A 19457-nucleotide genomic window follows, 5' to 3' on the forward strand; every position below is an offset into this window, starting at 1 on the left:
TATAAGGCGTCGGACCGTCCCGGGAAAGCCGGCGCCAATAAATCGATCCACTACACAGGGAAGCTTGATATGCCGTGGCAGAATCAAGGAGGCGGCGGTCCTTGGGGCGGCGGCCAGGGTCCGTGGGGGCGTGGTCCCTCGGGCGGTGGTCAACGACCGAACGATATCGAGGAGATGTTGCGCCGAGGGCAAGACCGGCTCAAGGGCTGGTTGCCGGGCGGCATGGGCGGGCGGCGCGGCCTGGTCTTCATCGCGCTCGCGGCCCTGGCCCTGTGGCTGGCCAGCGGCTTCTATCGCGTCGACGCCAACGAGCAGGGCGTCGCCATGATCTTCGGCAAGTGGGTCGCCACCACCGGCCCCGGCCTCAATTACAACCTTCCGGCGCCGATCGGCTCGGTCGAGACCCCAATGGTGGATTTCGAGAACCGCGTCGAGATCGGCTTCCGCTCGGCGGCCGACGGCACCAGCACCCGCGACATCTCGGCCGAGAGCCTGATGCTCACCGGCGACGAGAACATCATCGACATCCAGTTCGTGGTGCTGTGGAAGATCGGCGATGCCGGCAAATATCTCTTCAGCGTCCTCGATCCCGAGGAGACGGTGAAGGCCGTTTCCGAGGCAGGCATGCGCGAGATCATCGGCCAGTCGGATTTCGAATCGACCCGCACCAAGGGCCGCGCCGAGGTCGAATCGCGCACCCAGGAGCTGATCCAGCACACGCTCGACAGCTACAATTCGGGCATCATCATCACCAGCCTGCAGCTCTTGAAGGTCGATCCGCCCGATGCGGTGATCGAGGCCTTCCGCGACGTGCAGGCGGCGCGCGCCGACAAGGAGCGCTCGGTCAACGAGGCGCAGGCCTATTTCAACGAGATCACCCAGCGCGCCGAAGGTCAGGCGCAGCAGGTGATCAAAGCCGGCGAAGCCTATCGTGCAGAGAAGATCGCGATCGCCACCGGCGACGCGCAGCGCTTCATCTCGGTCTATGACGAATATGCCAAGAACAAGGTGCTGACCGAGCGGCGCATCTATCTCGAGACGATGGAAGACATCATGCGCGGCATGAACAAGGTGCTGGTCTCCGGCGCCCCCGGCGCCGGTGGCGCCTTGCCCTATCTCTCGGTCAACGAGCTGATGAAGCTGCAGACCAAGCCGGCGGTGAACACCGGCATGCCGCCCAACAACAGCGACGCGACGTCCGGTACGCAGGGAGCCTCGCAATGAACCGCACCTCGTTCGTCGCGGTCATCATCCTGGCGGTCATCGCCGTCGTGGTGCTGCTCTCCTCTACCTTCACCGTCAACCAGTGGCAGCAGGCGCTCGTGCTGCAGTTCGGCCAGCCGCGCCAGGCGATCAGCGAGCCGGGGCTGCATTTCAAGCTGCCCTTCATCCAGAACGTCATCTATTTCGAGAAGCGGCTGCTCAATCTCGACCTGGCGCCGGCCGAAATGCCGACCAACGACCAGAAGCAGGTGGTGGTCGAGGCCTACGCCAAATACATCATCGTCGACCCGCTGAAGTTCTATCAGGTGGTGCGCGACGAAGGCGGCCTGCGCGGCCGCGTCGGACCGATCATCAATTCGAACCTGCGCGGCGAGATCGGCAAGGTGCCGATGTCGGAAATGCTGACCGCGCGGCGCGCCCAGTTCATGCGCTCGATCACCGAGGCGGTGAACCAGGCGGCATTGATCTATGGCGTCAATGTCGTGGACGTCCGCATGAAGCGCGTCGATCTGCCCGAGGAGAACAGCCAGGCGATCTTCCGGCGCATGCAGACGCAGCGCGAGCAGGAAGCGCGCCGCCTGCGCGCCGAAGGCCAGCGGGACGGGCAGAAGATCAAGGCCGAGGCCGACAAGCAGCAGGTGGTGATTCTCGCCGATGCGCGTCGCCAGGCCGAGGTCTTGCGCGGCGAGGGCGACGGCGAGGCGACCCGGATCTATAACGACGCCTACGGCAAGGATCCGGCCTTCTTCGACTTCTACCGGTCGATGCAGGCCCTGACCCAGGGCCTCGACGGCGCCAACACCACCTATATCGGCCCGCCGACGGGCGACTTCTTCCGCTTCTTCGGCAGCGAGCAGGGGAGCGCCAGCCCACCGCCCGCGCCGTGAGCCTCGCCGCGATGGTGGGGTGGAAAGACCCCGCTTCGGGTCCGCCGGATAGCGTCGCGGTGGCGAGGCGGCAATGAGCGATCTCGCCACGGCGCTGGGCTTGCTGCTGGTGATCGAAGGCATCGCGCTCGCGGCCATCCCCGGCATGCTGCGCCGCTTCACCGAGACCCTGGCGGTCCTTCCGGAGACGACGCAGCGGATCGCCGGGCTCGTGGCCGCCGGCGCCGGTCTGCTGCTGGTCTGGCTGGTGAGGGGCTGAATCCGCCTCGCTTCCGCCACCATTCTCGCCGAGAAGGAGGTCGCGGTCGCTCACGGGAAATTTCACCCGGGCGACATCGATTTCGCCTAATCTCGTTCCCCATTCGTCCACCGGGCCGATCGCCGGCCCGTCGGTCGGCCCTTGCGTTCGGAGGTCCAAGTCCCGTGTCGTTCCGTTCTTCCTTCGCGTCCCCGCGGTCCCTCGTCCCGACGCCGTTCTGGTGCGTCGCGGCCCTGCGCTCGGCCGGCGCCGCGGCCTTCGTCGCCCTGCTGGCATTGACGGCATCCCCGGCGCCCGCCTCGGCGCGCTCGGCGCCCGAGAGCTTCGCCGACCTGGCGGAAGCCCTGCTGCCGGCGGTCGTCAATGTCTCGACCACCCAGACCCTGAAGGACGACGGCAATTCGCAGCAAGACCTGGAGGAGATGTTCAAGGACTTCTTCGACCGGCAGAATCGCGACAATGGCGACAATGGCGACAATGGCGGCGGCGGCGGGAACGGCCAGCAGCCGGAGCCGCGCCGCGCGACCTCGCTGGGCTCGGGCTTCATCATCGATCCCAGCGGCTACATCGTCACCAACAACCACGTCATCGAGGGCGCCGACCAGATCACGGTCCGCCTCCATGACGATACCGAGCTCGAAGCCAAGATCATCGGCATCGACACCAAGACCGACCTGGCGCTGCTCAAGGTCGAGCCGAAATCGCCGTTGCCCGCCGTGCATTGGGGCGATTCCGACAAGACCCGGATCGGCGACTGGGTGCTCGCGATCGGCAATCCGTTCGGCCTCGGCGGCTCGGTCACGGCCGGCATCGTCTCGGCCCGCCAGCGCGACATCAATGCCGGCCCCTATGACGACTTCATCCAGACCGATGCTTCGATCAATCGCGGCAATTCCGGCGGTCCCATGTTCGACATGGATGGCGGCGTCATCGGCATCAACACGGCGATCTATTCGCCCTCGGGCGGCAGCGTCGGCATCGGTTTCGCCATTCCCTCGAATCTCGCGCGCACGGTCATCGAGCAGTTGAAGGATTTCGGCCATGCCCGTCGCGGCTGGCTGGGCGTGCGCATCCAGAGCGTGAGCCCGGAGCTGGCCGAAGGTCTGCGCCTGCCGACGCCGAAGGGGGCGCTGGTCGCCAATGTGACGGCGGGTGGCCCCGCCGACGCCGCCGGTATCAAGCAGGGCGACGTGATCCTCGAATTCAACGGCCATGCCATCGACGAGATGCGCAAGCTGCCGCGCGTCGTGGCCGAGACGCCGATCGATCAGGATGTTTCGATCGTGGTCTGGCGCCAGGGCGAGAAGAAGACCTTGTCGGTCAAGGTCGGCGAGCTGCAGGAAGAGACCGAGCAGGCCTCGGCGGAATCGACCCAGCCCAAGACGCCGACGGCGCCGGCCAACAGCGGCAAGGTCGATCTGCTGGGTCTCGTCGTCACCGAGCTGACCGCGGCCCTGCGCGACCAGTACAAGCTGGAGCCCGATGTCGCCGGCGTGCTGGTGAGCTCGGTCGACGCCAACGGTCCCGCGGCCGAGAAGGGCCTGCAGGAAGGCGACGTCATCATCGAGGTCGACCAGAAGGCGGTCAAAACTCCGGCCGACGTGAAGAAGCGCGTCGACGACGCCAAGGGCAACGGCTATCGCGTGGTGACGCTCCTGGTCTATCGCGGCGGCGACTTCCAATGGGTCGCGGTGCGGATCGACAACAAGGGGTGAGGAGCGGGCTCTCACTAGTTATCCCCTCCCCCGTTTTTGGGGGAGGGCTAGGGAGGGGGCAGTCTCGGTATCCGGGCTGAACGCTTCCAGGCTCATGACACCTGCGCCCTCAACGTCTTCCCCCTCCCTGGCCCTCCCCCGTTCCGGGGGAGGGGATCAGAACGCGAATGTCCTCGTCATCGCCGGCCCCACCGCGAGCGGAAAGTCCGCGCTGGCCATGGCGCTGGCGCAGAAGCTCGGCGGGACGCTCATCAACGCCGACAGCATGCAGCTCTATCGCGAGCTGTCGCTCTTGTCGGCGCGTCCGACCGAGGCGGAGATGGCGCGCGTTCCCCATCGTCTTTTCGGCATCCTGCCGGCGGGCGAGCCCTGCTCGGCGGGGCGCTGGCGCGAGCTGGCGCTGAGCGCCATCGCCGCGACCCGCGCGGAGGGCCGCTTGCCGATCCTGGTCGGCGGGACGGGGCTCTATCTCGAATCCCTGATGCGCGGCATCGCCGATCTTCCGCCGATCCCCGAAGCGATCCGCAAAAGCCTGCAGGCCCGGATGAGCGCGCCTGACGGCGTGGCGTCGTTGTTCGAGGCACTCGAAGCTTGCGACCCCGCGACGGCCGCGCGGATCGAGCCGACCGACCGCCAGCGCATCCTGCGCGCCCTCGAGCTCTTCGAGGCGACGGGCAAGCCGCTGTCGGTCTGGCAGGCAGAAAGCGGCCGGGCGCCGCCGCCGGATCTTGTCTTCGAGACTTATCTCCTGATGCCACCGCGCGCCGCCCTCTATGCCGCCTGCGATCGCCGCTTCGCCGGCATGGTGGCAGCGGGAGCGCTCGAGGAGGTGAAGGCCCTCCTGGCGCTGAAGCTCGATCCGGCCCTTCCGGCCATGAAGGCGATCGGCGTCGCCGAGCTGGGCGCCTATCTGGCCGGGACGAGCGACCTGACCACGGCGATCGCGGCCGGCCAGCAGGCCACCCGGCGCTATGCCAAGCGCCAATACACCTGGTTTCGCCACCGGCTGCCGGGCGCGGCCCGGATCGAGGCCGATCCGCTGGAGCCGGGCTTTGCGGGCGCGCAATTTTTGGAAAGATTCTTTCGCGATTTCTTTTCGAAGATTTGCCATTAGCTGTTGACCGCATTGCAGCAAATCACTAGTTTCGGGCTCCTTGCCGGCCGGAAAGGTCCGTGCGGGAGGGGTTTGTGCGCCCGTAAATCGGCCGCGCGAGACCGGCGGAGCCCTTGAACGGGCTTCCGAATTTTGTGAAGGAAAGGATCAGCGAAAATGTCTGCGCAGGAGATGATCGGTGCGTCTGTCCTCATCCGGGCCCTTTTGGACCAGGGTGTGGACGTCGTATTCGGCTATCCCGGCGGCGCCGTCCTTCCGATCTATGACGAGCTCTTCAAACAAAACGCGCTGCGCCACATTCTCGTGCGTCATGAGCAGGCGGCCGTGCATGCGGCCGAGGGCTATGCGCGCTCGACCGGCAAGGTCGGCGTCGTGCTGGTGACCTCGGGTCCGGGCGCCACCAATGCGGTGACCGGCCTGACCGACGCGCTGATGGATTCGATTCCGATCGTCTGCCTGACCGGTCAGGTCCCGACCCATCTGATCGGCAATGACGCGTTCCAGGAGGCCGACACCACCGGCATCACCCGGCCCTGCACCAAGCATAACTACCTGGTGAAGAACGTGGCCGATCTCGGCCGCGTGGTGCATGAGGCCTTCCATGTCGCGCGCAGCGGCCGGCCCGGTCCGGTCGTGATCGACCTGCCCAAGGATGTGCTGCAGGCCAAGACGACCTATGCCGGCGCGCCGGCGGCGTCCGCGCGCAAGCATCGCAGCTACAACCCCCCGGTGAAGGGCGATCCGCGGCAGATCGAGGCCGCGGTCGAGCTCCTGGCCAAGGCCAAGAAGCCGCTCTTCTATTGCGGCGGCGGCGTCATCAATTCAGGCCCTGCGGCCGCGCAGCTGCTGAAGGATTTCGTGAAGCTGACCGGCTTCCCCTGCACCCTGACGCTGATGGGGCTGGGCGCCTTCCCGGCCTCCGATCCGCAGTTCCTCGGCATGCTGGGCATGCACGGCATGTATGAGGCGAACTGGGCGATGCATGATTGCGACGTGATGGTCGCGGTCGGCGCCCGCTTCGACGACCGCGTCACCGGCAGGATCAGCGCCTTCTCGCCGAACTCGAAGAAGATCCATATCGATATCGATCCTTCCTCGATCAACAAGAACGTCCGCGTGGACGTGCCGATCGTGGGCGATGTCGGCCATGTGCTCGAGGACATGATCAAGGTCTGGAAGGCGAAGCAGATCCAGCCGGACCGCAAGGCGCTCGAGGCCTGGTGGAAGCAGATCGAGGAATGGCGCGGCCGCAACTGCCTGCGCTTCAAGAACTCGACCAGCATCATCAAGCCGCAATATGCGCTGCAGCGGCTCTATGAGGCGATCAAGGACAAGGATGTCTACATCACGACCGAGGTCGGTCAGCATCAGATGTGGGCGGCCCAGTTCCTCAAATTCGAGCAGCCCAATCGCTGGCTGACCTCGGGCGGCCTCGGCACCATGGGCTACGGCCTGCCGGCCGCGATCGGCGTGCAGATCGCGCATCCCGACGCGCTGGTCATCGACGTGGCCGGCGAGGCCTCGATCCTGATGAACATCCAGGAACTCTCCACCGCCTGCCAATACCGGCTGCCGGTCAAGATCTTCATCCTGAACAACCAATATATGGGCATGGTGCGGCAGTGGCAGGAGCTGCTGCATGGCGGCCGCTATTCCGAGAGCTACACGGATTCGCTGCCCGATTTCGTCAAGCTGGCCGACGCCTTCGGCGGCGTGGGCATGCTGATCGAGAAGCCCTCCGATCTCGACGGCGCCATCGACGAGATGATCAAGACCCGCCGGACCGTGGTGGTCGATTGCCGCGTCGATCAGACCGAGAACTGCTTCCCGATGATCCCGTCGGGTGCCGCGCATAACGAGATGCTGCTCGGGCCCCACGATCATGCGAAGCCGGTCTCCGAAGAAGGCATGGTGCTGGTGTAAGTGCCATGGCTGAACCGCAAAAGATCGAGCGCCACACCATCTCGGTGCTGGTGGACAACGAACCCGGCATCCTGGCCCGCGTGGTCGGGCTGTTCTCCGGCCGCGGCTACAACATCGAGAGCCTGACCGTCGCCGAGGTCGATGCGCAGCGCCATCTGTCGCGCATCACCATCGTCACCTCCGGCACGGTCATGATCATCGAGCAGATCAAGGCCCAGCTCGGGCGGCTGGTTCCGGTCCATCGGGTCAGCGACCTGACGGCCGAGGGCCCCAGCCTCGAGCGCGAGCTGGCCCTGATCAAGGTGCGCGGCACCGGCGAGAAGCGGGTCGAATCCCTGCGCATCGCCGACATCTTCCGCGCCCGCGTCGTGGATTCGACCATCGAATCCTTCGTGTTCGAGATGACGGGTTCGACCGACAAGCTCAATGCCTTCATCAATCTGATGCAGCCCTTGGGACTGGTCGACGTATCGCGTACCGGCGTTGCAGCAATCGCACGCGGCCCCGAGGCGCTTTGAGGCCTATAAACCAACGAAATCGCACGGGGCCTATCGGCGGGGTCGATCCCGCCACTCATTCGGAACGGCAGTGTCCTGGCCCCCTCGAGGGGCGCCTGCCGATGCTGGCAAAGACAGAGGAGAGGACTTGAATGCGCGTCTATTACGATCGTGATGCCGACGTCAATCTGATCAAGGGCAAGAAGGTCGCCGTCGTCGGCTATGGCAGCCAGGGCCACGCCCATGCCCTGAATCTCAAAGACAGCGGCGTCAAGGATGTGCGCGTCGCGCTGAAGCCGGGCTCGGCCTCGATCAAGAAGGCGGAAGCCGCAGGCCTCCAGGTGATGACGCCGGCCGAGGCCGCGAAGTGGGCCGACATCGTCATGATGCTGACGCCCGACGAGCTGCAGGCGAAGATCTATACCGACGAGCTCCACGCCAATATGCGCCCCGGCGCCGCCATCGCCTTCGGCCATGGCCTCAACATCCATTTCCGCCTGATCGAGCCGCGCGCCGACATCGACGTGTTCATGGTGGCGCCCAAGGGCCCCGGCCATACGGTGCGCTCCGAGTACCAGAAGGGCGGCGGCGTCCCCTGCCTCGTGGCGGTGGCGCAGAATCCTTCGGGCAACGCGCTCGAGATCGCGCTCTCCTATGCCTCGGCCATCGGCGGCGGCCGCTCGGGCATCATCGAGACGGATTTCCGCGAGGAATGCGAGACCGATCTCTTCGGCGAGCAGGTCGTGCTCTGCGGCGGCCTGACGGCGCTGATCCAGGCCGGCTACGAGACGCTGGTCGAGGCCGGCTACGCGCCGGAGATGGCCTATTTCGAATGCCTGCACGAGGTGAAGCTGATCGTCGACCTCATCTATGAGGGCGGCATCGCCAACATGCGCTACTCGATCTCCAACACCGCCGAATATGGCGACTACACGCGCGGTCCCCGGATCGTGACCGACGAGACCAAGAAGGAGATGAAGCGCATCCTCGACGACATCCAGTCCGGCCGTTTCGCCCGCGACTGGGTGCTGGAGAACAATGCCGGCCAGCCGAGCTTCAAGGCGATGCGCCGGCGCGCCGCCGAGCATCCGATCGAGGAAGTCGGCGTCAAGCTGCGCGCCATGATGCCCTGGATCGGGAAGAACAAGCTGGTCGACAAGACGAAGAACTGAACGAGAAAACTCGGTCTGTTCCTTCCCCCGGAACGGGGGAAGGTTAGAAAGGAAGATGACGCGCTGTCGGATATCGAGCGGCCCTCTCCCTCACCCTCCCCCGCGAAGCGCAGGGCTGTCCGGGGAAACTCATGCATAACAGAACGCCATCTGGTTGGCTGGGACTTTGGGAGATGGCTTGCTTGGATTGACGGGCGGCGGGCGATCGATACGGTGGAAGGTTTTCCTGGTAAAGAGCGACTGGCCGACGAGTTCGGCCAGTCGCAGGAGGGGGATTTTCACGCTGTGGAGGCGCGCGCCGATGCGCAGGAGCAGATAGGCGATCATGGCGGCGAGGACCTGCAGCCGGATGGCATTTTCGTTGTTGCCAAGGAACTTGCGAATATCGAGATGCTGCTTGATCCAGCGGAACAGCAGCTCGATCTGCCACCGGGTCTTGTAGAGGGTGGCGATTTCCACGGCCGAGCGGGTCATATCGTTGGTGATGAGGGTGATGACGCCGCCTTTTTCGCGCCGGACCCGGATCCGACGCAGCCGGATCGCCAGCTTGGAATCGCCCTTACTGACGAGGCGGACCTCGGCGTCGTCGATGATCCTGAAGCCGTCGCCGACAATCTTCCGGAGCTTGCGCCGCTTGGTGGCGCGCAAGCGCATGTTGGACTTCGCGCGCGTGACGAAGACCGCCTCGGCGGCGTCGATCTGGCACCACCAACTGTAGCGACAATAGCCTTTGTCGAAGACATAGGTGGCTCCGGCCTCGATCGGCACGCGCCGGCCCACCTCGATGTCGTTGATGGTGGCCGGCGTGACCTCGACCGAGCAGGGGCGATCGGCCTTGGGATCGTAGACGACATGCATCTTCATGCCGCGGATCCGGCCGTTCCAGTCCGCCCAGGCGCAGACCTTGCCCAGCGGAATCGGCGAGGCGTCGATCAAACGCAGCATCTCGTTCCCTTCCTGGCGAGCCAGCCGATCCACCTCCTGGGAAAGCGTGCCAAACAGCCCCGCAAACACACTCACTGGACGGCGCGCATTGGCATCCGACAAGGTCGAACGAACCAGCTTCCCGACCCCCAGATGGTAGTGATGCTGGGAGTTGGCGTTGAAACCCGCCTCCACCCCCCGCAGGCTCTTGGCGTGGCTGAGCTGGGCGTAGATCAGCGCCACCAGATGATCCCAGCTCTTGAAGGATTTGTCGTAGGCATCGCCGTCGTGGCGCTCCACCAGCGTGCGGAATTGACGCCGATCGATGGGTTTCAGCAGGCTCACGAAGATGCTACCCATGTACTGCATGCCCGGTTCCCTTTCTGAGTCTCGACAACCAGAAAGTACCCGGAAAACCTCCGGAAAACCGGGCATGCGCCCGCGACCTATCGACTCATTCCCCGGACAGCCCTGCGCGAAGCGGGGGAGGGGATACTGAAACCAAAGAGGCCTCGCTTCCTCCCGGGAGCGAGGCTTGTCGCTTTCTACAGCCCCGCCTTCACCTTCTCGAACATGGCGATCAGTCGCTCGCGCTGATCGTTGGCCTGGGGCTCGAAGAAATGCGTGCGGGGATCGCTGATGCGCTCTTCCGCCTTGTCGAAGGCGAGGCCCTTGACCAGTTCGGGATCGGCGGCGGCGAGCGTCTTCCGGTTGGAATGGCCGTAATAGAGATTTTCCATCAGCGTCACGCCGCTCTCGGTGGAGAGCATCGCATCCATGAATTCGTAAGCCTGGCTCTCGTCGCCCGGGCCGTCCTTCATCAGCACCATGCCGCAGATCCAGGTCAGGATGCCTTCCTTCGGCGTCATGAATTTGATCGGCACGTCCTGATCGGCCATGGTCTTGACGATATCGTTCCAGGCAGTCGTAGCCACGAGCTCGCCGGACGCCAGGCCCTGCTGCATCTCGGTCGCATCGGTCCAGTAGAAGCGGATGTTGGCGTTGAGCTTCGTCATGACCGCCTCCACCTTGGGATATTCATCCTCGCTCAGGGCAAAGGGATTCTTCGCGCCGGCAAGGATGGCGGACATGATCGGAACTTCCTCCGAATTGTCGAACGCCGACATCTTGCCCTTGTAGCGCTCGTCGAGCAGGAGGCCGTAGCTCTCTTCGGCGATCTCGACCTTGTCGGGGCGATAGGCGATCGAGCTGTTGCCCCATTCCCAGGGCACATGAAAGATCTGCCCGTCGATCTGCACGCCGGAAACCTTCTTGAAGCCCTCGAACACGTCGGGCCAGTTCTCGAGCCGGTCGACATCGATCGGTTTCACGATCCCGGCCGCATGCCAGCGCACGACATTGCTGGTGCAGGGGTGGGCGACATCGGCGCGGTAGCCGTTGCGAACGCGCTGCAGCGCTTCTTCCTCGTCGGCGAAGATCGCGTAGTTCGGTGTGCCGCCGTTCTTCTTGACGTAGGCGTTGTGATAGATCGGATCGTCATATCCGGCCCAGGTGTAATAGGTCAGGTTCGGTTTCGCGGCGGCGAGGCGTTGTCCCAGCGTCGTCGTGCCGAGCCCGATCCCGACGGCGGCCAGCGCCTTCAGGAAATGCCGGCGATCGACCCGGCCTGCGGCAAAATCGCGAACGAAGCCTTCCGCGCGGCGGCGGCGCAGGCTCTTTCCCATGATCACTTCCTCCCCAGGTTGTCATTACCACTTCGTTAACTTTGGGCGGCGGGGTGCGGGGCAGAGCCGAACTTGGCCCAAAACGGCCTGGCGGCCGCCTGGGAATGCTTGCGATCGTATGGAAATGGTTGGAGTTTTCCTCTGCCCCGGAACCCGGACCATTGTCCGCTCTCGCGGGGTTCTCTGGCAAGCCCGGGTGGAATTAAGCCGGCAGCGCGCTGATTTATTGAGAAAACAACGCGCCCCGAAAGGACTTGTTAACCAACCTCAAGCAAGGTTACAAAGCTGCGGACCGGACATGAATCGGGCTTTGAGCTGGCTATATGTTTTTGATTTGCCGCGATAATTTTCACTTGGCGCCCTGTGCGGCGCGGCGCGCGGCCGGCTCAACCTCAACCCGTGGACGGACCGCCCTGTCTCTGGAGCTTCGGACGCTTCGACTTACCCGCCCCTGACCGGCGGAGGCGAGGGCTTAAGCCGCCTTGTTACGCCATTCAGGGGACATCGGTCGAAGTCGCTCTCGGAACCAGAGATGCCAAAGGGTTAGAGCAATGGACACGGGTCGAGATCCCAACCGCGTCGTCATTTTCGACACCACCATGCGCGACGGCGAGCAATCGCCCGGCGCCTCGATGAATCTCGACGAGAAGAAGCGCATTGCCGCGGTTCTCGAGGAGATGGGCGTCGATGTGATCGAAGCCGGATTTCCGATCGCCTCCAACGGCGATTTCGAGGCGGTGCGCGAAGTCGCGAAGCTGCTGAAGACCAGCTCGGTCGCGGGCCTCGCGCGCGCGTCGAAGAAGGATATCGATCGCGCCTGGGAGGCGCTCCAGGGCGCCGTTCGTCCGCGCATCCACAGTTTCCTCTCGACCAGCCCGCTCCATATGAAGTTCAAGCTGCAGATGGAGCCCGAGGCGGTGCATCAGGCCGTCATCGACAGCGTCACCTATGCGCGCAGCCTGTGCGAGGACGTCGAATGGTCGGCCGAGGACGCCTCGCGCACCGATCACGACTTCCTCTGCCGCTGCGTCGAGGCCGCGATCAAATGCGGCGCCAGCACCATCAATATTCCCGACACGGTCGGCTATGCGGTGCCCGACGAGTTCGCGGCTCTCATCCGCATGCTGTTCAACCGCGTGCCCAACATCGACAAGGCGATCATCTCGGTCCATTGCCACAACGATCTGGGCCTCGCCGTCGCCAACTCGCTGGCCGCCGTCGGCGCCGGTGCGCGGCAGGTCGAATGCACCGTCAACGGGCTGGGCGAGCGCGCCGGCAACGCCGCCCTCGAAGAGATCGTGATGGCGCTGCGCACGCGCCAGAACGTCCTGCCCTACAAGACCGGCATCCATACCGAGGTCATCACCCGCGCCTCGCGCCTGGTCTCGACCGTGACCGGCTTCCCGGTCCAGCCGAACAAGGCGATCGTCGGCGCCAACGCCTTCGCCCACGAATCCGGCATCCATCAGGACGGCATGCTCAAGCATGCCGGCACCTACGAGATCATGACGCCGGAATCGGTCGGCCTCAGCCGCTCGACCCTGGTGATGGGCAAGCATTCAGGCCGCCACGCCTTCAAGTCCAAGCTCAAGGAGCTCGGTTTCGAGCTCGGCGACAATGCGATCGAAGAGGCATTCCGCCGCTTCAAGGATCTGGCCGACAAGAAGAAGGACGTGTTCGACGAGGACATCGTGGCACTCGTCGACGACGAGGTGGTGCGCTCGAACGAGAGCATCCGTTTCGTCTCGCTGCAGGTCGTCTGCGGCTCCAAGGGTCCGCAGCAGGCGGATCTCGAACTCGAGATCGACGGCGTCGTGAAGCAGACGCGCGCGCTGGGCGACGGCCCGGTGGACGCGACCTTCAAGGCGATCCGGCAGCTGTTCCCGCATGACGCGCGGCTGCAGCTGTTCCAAGTGAATGCCGTCACCGCCGGCACGGATGCGCAGGCGGAGGTGACGGTGCGGCTGGAGGAAAACGGCAAGACGGTGAACGGCCAGGGGGCCGATACCGATACGCTGGTGGCCTCCTGCAAGGCCTATCTGCACGCGCTCAACAAGCTCCTGACCAAGAGGCAGAAGACCGCGCCTGCCGCGCTTTCCGCTTGAACCCCGCGGGGTAAGGGGCCCCGTTTTTCCAGACAATGCAGGCGCCAGGCAAGAGACCTGCGTCGGCCCAAATGCGATGAGGTAAATACCAATGCTGGGTAGATTGCTGGGGATGCTGTCCGCCGATATGGCGATCGACCTCGGCACGGCAAACACGCTGGTCTATGTCAAAGGCCGCGGGATCGTGCTGAACGAGCCGTCGGTCGTGGCCATCCACGAGGTGAAGGGCCGCAAGCATGTGCTGGCGGTGGGCGACGAAGCGAAGATGATGCTGGGCCGCACGCCCGGCAACATCACCGCGATCCGCCCCTTGCGCGACGGCGTCATCGCCGACTTCGAGGTCGCGGAGGAAATGATCAAGCATTTCATCCGAAAGGTTCACAACCGGCGCAGCTTCGCCAGCCCGCAGATCATCGTCTGCGTGCCGTCGGGCTCGACCGCGGTCGAGCGCCGTGCCATTCAGGAATCGGCCGAGAGCGCCGGTGCGCGGCGCGTGTTCCTGATCGAGGAGCCGATGGCCGCCGCGATCGGCGCCGGCCTGCCGGTGACCGAGCCCACGGGCTCGATGGTGGTCGATATCGGCGGCGGCACGACCGAGGTCGCCGTGCTGTCGCTGGGCGGCATCGTCTATTCGCGCTCGGTGCGCGTCGGCGGCGACAAGATGGACGAGGCGATCATCGCCTATATCCGCCGCAACCATAACCTGCTGGTCGGCGAAGGCAGTGCCGAGCGCATCAAGAAGGAAATCGGCTCGGCCTGTCCTCCCGAAGACGGCGACGGCCGCGTCATGGAGATCAAGGGCCGCGACCTGATGAACGGCGTGCCCAAGGAGCTCGTCATCACCGAGCGCCAGATCGCCGAGAGCCTGGCCGAGCCGGTCGGGGCCATCATCGAAGCGGTCAAGGTGGCGCTCGAACACACCGCCCCCGAACTTGCCGCCGACATCGTCGACAAGGGCATCGTGCTCACCGGCGGCGGCGCGCTGCTCTCGAACCTGGACCTCGTGCTCCGCCATTCGACCGGCCTGCCGGTCTCGATCGCGGACGATCCGCTCACCTGCGTGGCGCTCGGCACCGGTCGTTGCCTGGAGGAGATGAAGACGCTCAAGAACGTCCTCATCAATATGTATTGATTGATTCCGCTCAATTTTCCTTTGCCCGATTCGGGTCTCGGGTTATCGTGAAGCGTGGAGTCGCGACGATGACGAAAAGCGATTCCCGAATGGGCATTCGCTGCGGAGGCAGGTTATGAAGCAGCGGACCGGCTCCGCGCTGCGCCTGGCTTCGCCGCTGCGGGCGTTGGTTCATCGGCTGACCCTGGTCATGGTGATGGCTGCTGCCGTCGGCGTGATGGTCCTGGGTCGCGCGAATGGCCCCATGGTTTCCCAGGCCCGGACCGCGGTGTCCGACGCGGTGGCCCCGATCCTGGGCGCGCTCTCGGAGCCCGTGAGCTTCGCCGAAGGGCTCTTCGCCAATCTCGAGGAACTGGTCGATCTGCGGGCCGAGAACGCCCGCCTGCGCATCGAGCGCCAGCGTCTGGCCGAGTGGCAGACCATCGCCCAGCGCCTCGACGCCGAGAACCGTCAGCTCCGCACCATGCTGCATTTCGTGCCCGACCCGCGATCGAGCTTCATCAGCGCCAGGGTGATCGGCGACCATACCGGCGCCTTCGTGCGCGAGGTTCTGATCTCGGCCGGCGAGAAGTCGGGCCTGCGCAAGGGCCAGGCGGCCATGACCGGCGACGGTCTGGCGGGCCGCGTCAGCGAGGTCGGGACCCGTTCGGCCCGGGTGCTGCTCCTGACCGACATCAATTCCCGCGTGCCGGTCGTGGTCGAGCGGACCCGCGACCGGGCCATCCTCGCCGGCGACAACTCGAACCGGCCCCAGCTGCTCTATCTCAAGCCCGGCCTTCAGATCGAGGTCGGCGACCGCGTCGTCACGTCGGGCGATGGCGGGGCCTTCCCCCCGGGCCTGCCGGTGGGCGTGATCGACCGGATCTCGGACGGTGTCGTCTCGGTGACCCCCTTCGTGGACTGGGACCATATGGAATTCCTGCAGATCGTGGATTACGGCCTCGACGGCGTGCTGGGCGACGATCCGGCCGCGGCGGCGGCCAATGCGGCGGCCAATCCTTCGGCTGGCGGCACGGTCGTGGCGCTTCCGCGCGGGCATTGACGAGGCGGGCGCGGGAAAGCGCGCCCCAAAAGGTTCGGCGCCGAAGGCGCCTTTGGTGAATGCGGGTGCCTCAGGGTGCCCCGACTCTTAAAGGATACAACTCGGATCATGAGCTCCAGCTTCTGGCAGCGCCTCGATCTCTGGTCGCAGCGTCTATGGCCGGCCACGCTGACTCTGATGCTGATGCTGCTGGGCTCGATCCCGGTGCCGCTCCCCTTCTGGCAGCCGATCAGCCCCAGTTTCGCGCTCATGTCGGTCTATTACTGGGCGATCCATCGCCCGACCGCCCTGCCGCTGCCGCTGGTCTTCTTCATCGGCATCCTGGCCGACTTCTTCGGCATGGCGCCGCTCGGCGTGGGCACGCTGGTTCTGGTCGTGGTCTATGCGCTCACGGTGTCGCAGCGCCGGCTTTTCATCGGCCAGCCCTTCCTCGTGGTCTGGTGGGGTTACATGATGGTCTCGGCCGGCGCCATGATGCTGGCCTGGGTCGCCACCAGCCTGCTGGACGTGACCCTGGTGGACCCCCGGCCGGCGGTCTTCAACTATCTGGTCGACCTCGGGCTCTATCCGGCGGTGGCCTATCTCTTCGCCCGCGCGCAGCGCTGGCTCCTGTCGCAACAGGCGTGACGACGATGCCGTTCCCCTTCACCCCGCTCCGGCGCGTCGCCTGAGCTCCCGGCCCCTCCGATGACGGTACAAAGCGGCCAACAGCTCTATCGGACCTTCACCCGCCGCGCGGCCATGCTCGGCGGCGCGCAGCTGGTGCTGCTCGGCAGCCTGGCCGGCCGGATGTATTACCTCCAGGTCGTCGAATCCGACCGCTACAAGCTGCTGGCCGAGGAGAACCGCATCAGCCTGCGCCTTCTGGCGCCGCGCCGCGGCCGCATCCTCGACCGGTTCGGCCAGCCGCTGGCGACCAACGACCAGAACTATCGCATCGTCCTGACGCCGGAGCAGACCGAGGATCTGGAGGGGACCCTGCAATCCCTGGAGACGATCGTCTCGATCAGCGATTCCGAGCGTGCCCGGATCATGAAGGAAGTCGCGCGCAGCCGCGCCTTCGTCCCGGTGACGGTGAAGGAGAATCTCGATTGGCCGCTGGTGGCGCAGGTCGAGGTCAACACGCCCGATCTGCCCGGCGTCTCGATCGAGGTCGAGCAGAGCCGGAACTATCCCTATGGCGGCACGGTCTCCCATGTGCTGGGCTATGTCGGCGTCGTGGCCGAGGCCGAGCTCACGGGCGATCCGCTGCTGGAGCTGCCGGGCTTCCGGGTCGGCAAGAGCGGGATCGAGAAGCAGTACGACAGCGACCTGCGCGGCTCGGCCGGCAACAGCCAGGTCGAGGTCAATGCCGTCGGCCGCGTGATTCGCGAGCTCTCGCGCGACGAGGGCGTGCCGGGCAAGGACCTGGTCACCACGCTCGATATGGGCCTGCAGACCTTCGCGCAGCAGACGCTCTCCGCCCAGCTCAGCGCGGCCGCCGTCTGCTTGGATATCATGACCGGCGAGGTTCTGGCTTTGGCCTCGACCCCGAGCTACGACCCGACCGCCTTCGATCGCGGCCTCACCAGCGCCGAATGGCAGGCCCTCACCACCGATCCCTTGCGCCCGCTCTCCAACAAGGCGCTCAACGGCACCTACGCCCCGGGCTCGACCTTCAAGACGGTCGTGGCGATGGCGGCGATGGAGCAGGGGATCGGGCCCGACCACACGGTCTTCTGCAACGGCGTCACCGCGCTGGGCTCGGCCCGGTTCCATTGCTGGAAGAAGCAGGGCCACGGCACCCTCGACATGATCGGCGGCATCCGCCATTCCTGCGACTGCTATTTCTACGACCTGGCGCGGCGCATCGGCATCGATCCGATCGCCGAGATGGCGCATCGCTTCGGGCTCGGCCAGGTGACCGGGATCGACATGCCGTCGGAGAAGCCGGGCCTCATTCCCGACCGGGCCTGGAAGCAGGCGACGATGGGCGACATCTGGCATCCGGGCGAATCCCTGGTCGCCGGCATCGGCCAGGGCTTCATCACCACCACGCCGCTGCAGTTGGCGGTCCTGACCGCCCGTCTGGCCTCGGGCGGCTATGCGATCAAGCCCAAGCTCCATCGCGACATGGTCTTTGCCGGCGACGGCGGGGCCGCCTTGCGCGAAGGCGGCAGCGGCACCGTTCTGAAGCCGCCCTTCCCCTCGCTCGGCGTGTCGGCGGAGCATCTGGCCGTCGTGCTGGAGGGCATGAACCAGGTCAGCAATGCCCCCAACGGCACCGCCTACCGTGCCCGCATCACCATTCCCGGGATGGAGCTGGCCGGCAAGACCGGCACCGCCCAGGTGCGCCGCATCACCATGACCGAGCGCAATGCCGGCGTGCGCAAGAACGAGGACCTGCCCTGGGTGCAGCGCGACCATGCGCTCTTCATCGGCTTCGCCCCGGTCCATGCGCCCCGATATGCCATCGCGGTCGTGAGCGAGCATGGCGGCGGCGGTTCCGTCGTCTGCGGCCCGATCGCCCGCGACATCCTGATCGAGGCCCAGACGCGCGATCCCGCGCGCCGGCGGCCGGCCGACCAGATGGCCCAGAACAACGAGACCCCGGCATGATCGGACCGACCCATTTCGGCGGCACCCCCTTCGGGCGCAGCGCCGCCGAGCTCTCGATCGGCCAGAAGCTGAAGCAGATCAGCTGGGGCCTGGTGCTCCTGCTGGTGCTGATCGCCAGCGTCGGGCTCGCCATGCTCTATTCCGCCGCCAATGGCAGCATCGATCCCTGGATGTCGCGCCAGGGCGCGCGCCTGATCGTGGGGCTGGGGCTGATGACCGTGGTGGCCCTGACCGACCTGCGCTTCTGGCTGCGCTGGGCCTATGCCTTCTATGCCTTCGCCTTTTTGCTGCTGGTCTATGTCGAGATCGCCGGCGAGATCGGCATGGGCGCGCAGCGCTGGATCGACTTCAAGTTCTTCCAGCTGCAGCCCTCCGAGATCATGAAGATCGCGCTGGTCGTGGCGCTGGCGCGCTATTTCCACCGGCTCGACCTCGAGGACATCAGGCGCCATCTGCCGCTGCCCCTCGTGCCGCCTTTGATGCTGGTGCTGATGCCGGCGGGCCTGGTGCTGGTGCAGCCCGATCTCGGCACCGCCGGCATGCTGATCCTGATCGGCGGCGTCATGTTCTTCGCGGCCGGCGTGCGGATGTGGAAGTTCATCCTGATCGGCGCGGCGGGTCTGGCTGCGCTGCCGATCGGCTGGGGCTTCATGCATGACTATCAGCGCCAGCGCGTCCTGACCTTCCTCAATCCCGAGAGCGATCCGCTGGGCTCCGGCTACCACATCATGCAGTCGAAGATCGCCTTCGGCTCCGGCGGCGTGCTGGGCAAGGGCTTCCTCATGGGGACCCAGAGCCATCTCAACTTCCTGCCCGAGCGCCAGACCGACTTCATCTTCACCATGCTGGCCGAGGAGCTGGGCATGGTGGGCGGCATCACGCTGCTCTGCCTCTATGCGCTGGTGCTGCTCTACGGCTTCATGATCGCGCTGCGGAGCCGCAACCAGTTCGGCCGGCTGCTCGCCTTCGGCATCACCTCGAGCATGTTCTTCTACGTCTTCATCAACATGGCGATGGTGATGGGCCTCATCCCCGTGGTCGGCGTGCCGCTGCCGCTGATCTCCTACGGCGGCACCTCGATGCTGTCGTTGCTGATGGGCTTCGGCCTGGTCCAAGCCGTCAACGTCAACCGCGACCTGCGGCTGGGCCAGCACGGCCAGGGCGACGAGGGCTGAGGGCC

The 19457-nt window shown here is 65.5% G+C and carries 16 protein-coding genes; 14 read left to right on the forward strand and 2 right to left on the reverse strand.

Features of this window, described 5'->3' with window-relative positions; all coding sequences use genetic code 11:
* The first annotated feature begins 69 nt into the window (after window positions 1–69).
* The 8 genes from hflK to ilvC all read left to right on the forward strand — a co-directional run bounded on the left by hflK (window position 70) and on the right by ilvC (window position 8791).
* Entirely contained in the window at window positions 70–1224 is a 1155-nt protein-coding gene (gene hflK / locus FRZ44_RS05940; protein ID WP_151176318.1) for an FtsH protease activity modulator HflK, read from the forward strand.
* Entirely contained in the window at window positions 1221–2111 is an 891-nt protein-coding gene (gene hflC, locus FRZ44_RS05945; RefSeq protein WP_151176319.1) for a protease modulator HflC, read from the forward strand. Before hflK ends, hflC begins: the two co-directional genes overlap by 4 nt.
* 73 nt (window positions 2112–2184) lie before the next feature.
* On the forward strand, window positions 2185–2370 hold the full coding sequence (locus FRZ44_RS05950) for a DUF2065 domain-containing protein (protein ID WP_151176320.1): 186 nt from the start codon (window positions 2185–2187) through the stop codon (window positions 2368–2370).
* Between the two features lie 164 nt (window positions 2371–2534).
* Complete coding sequence (locus FRZ44_RS05955) at window positions 2535–4085, forward strand: DegQ family serine endoprotease (RefSeq protein WP_225308565.1); 1551 nt, start codon at window positions 2535–2537, stop codon at window positions 4083–4085.
* A gap of 217 nt (window positions 4086–4302) precedes the next feature.
* A complete protein-coding gene (gene miaA, locus FRZ44_RS05960) occupies window positions 4303–5199 on the forward strand; it encodes a tRNA (adenosine(37)-N6)-dimethylallyltransferase MiaA (protein ID WP_407658056.1) in 897 nt (298 codons plus the stop codon).
* 156 nt (window positions 5200–5355) lie between these two features.
* The gene (locus tag FRZ44_RS05965; protein WP_151176322.1) at window positions 5356–7122 is read left to right on the forward strand and encodes an acetolactate synthase 3 large subunit; all 1767 of its coding nucleotides are present in this window, start codon (window positions 5356–5358) and stop codon (window positions 7120–7122) included.
* Window positions 7123–7127: 5 nt separating this feature from the next.
* Window positions 7128–7640, forward strand: a complete 513-nt coding sequence (ilvN, locus tag FRZ44_RS05970; RefSeq protein WP_151176323.1) for an acetolactate synthase small subunit — start codon at window positions 7128–7130, stop codon at window positions 7638–7640.
* A gap of 131 nt (window positions 7641–7771) precedes the next feature.
* Window positions 7772–8791: a ketol-acid reductoisomerase gene (gene ilvC / locus FRZ44_RS05975; RefSeq protein WP_151176324.1), complete on the forward strand. Its 1020-nt coding sequence runs from the start codon at window positions 7772–7774 to the stop codon at window positions 8789–8791.
* Window positions 8792–8920: 129 nt separating this feature from the next.
* Here the strand turns inward: ilvC and FRZ44_RS05980 are convergent, their stop codons facing one another.
* Together FRZ44_RS05980 and FRZ44_RS05985 are read right to left on the reverse strand one after the other, a co-directional pair.
* The gene (locus FRZ44_RS05980) at window positions 8921–10084 is read right to left on the reverse strand and encodes an IS4 family transposase (protein WP_151175693.1); all 1164 of its coding nucleotides are present in this window, start codon (window positions 10082–10084) and stop codon (window positions 8921–8923) included.
* 176 nt (window positions 10085–10260) lie between these two features.
* Entirely contained in the window at window positions 10261–11400 is a 1140-nt protein-coding gene (locus tag FRZ44_RS05985) for an ABC transporter substrate-binding protein (protein WP_151176325.1), read from the reverse strand.
* Window positions 11401–11951: 551 nt separating this feature from the next.
* Between FRZ44_RS05985 and FRZ44_RS05990 the strand changes: the two genes are divergently transcribed.
* The 6 genes from FRZ44_RS05990 to rodA all read left to right on the forward strand — a co-directional run bounded on the left by FRZ44_RS05990 (window position 11952) and on the right by rodA (window position 19452).
* Window positions 11952–13505, forward strand: a complete 1554-nt coding sequence (locus FRZ44_RS05990) for a 2-isopropylmalate synthase (protein WP_151176326.1) — start codon at window positions 11952–11954, stop codon at window positions 13503–13505.
* A gap of 91 nt (window positions 13506–13596) precedes the next feature.
* Window positions 13597–14637: a rod shape-determining protein gene (locus FRZ44_RS05995; RefSeq protein WP_151115739.1), complete on the forward strand. Its 1041-nt coding sequence runs from the start codon at window positions 13597–13599 to the stop codon at window positions 14635–14637.
* Between the two features lie 115 nt (window positions 14638–14752).
* A complete protein-coding gene (mreC, locus tag FRZ44_RS06000; RefSeq protein ID WP_151176327.1) occupies window positions 14753–15679 on the forward strand; it encodes a rod shape-determining protein MreC in 927 nt (308 codons plus the stop codon).
* A 108-nt stretch (window positions 15680–15787) separates the two neighbouring features.
* Window positions 15788–16306 carry a rod shape-determining protein MreD gene (gene mreD, locus FRZ44_RS06005; protein WP_151176328.1) on the forward strand — a complete coding sequence of 173 codons (519 nt, stop codon included), beginning with the start codon at window positions 15788–15790 and terminating at the stop codon, window positions 16304–16306.
* Between the two features lie 60 nt (window positions 16307–16366).
* Entirely contained in the window at window positions 16367–18277 is a 1911-nt protein-coding gene (gene mrdA / locus FRZ44_RS06010) for a penicillin-binding protein 2 (protein WP_151176329.1), read from the forward strand.
* A complete protein-coding gene (gene rodA / locus FRZ44_RS06015) occupies window positions 18274–19452 on the forward strand; it encodes a rod shape-determining protein RodA (protein WP_151176330.1) in 1179 nt (392 codons plus the stop codon). The genes mrdA and rodA overlap by 4 nt, the downstream gene beginning before the upstream one ends.
* The last annotated feature ends 5 nt before the right edge of the window (window positions 19453–19457 follow it).

The organism is Hypericibacter terrae (genome assembly GCF_008728855.1).
In the GTDB taxonomy this organism is placed as follows: domain Bacteria; phylum Pseudomonadota; class Alphaproteobacteria; order Dongiales; family Dongiaceae; genus Hypericibacter; species Hypericibacter terrae.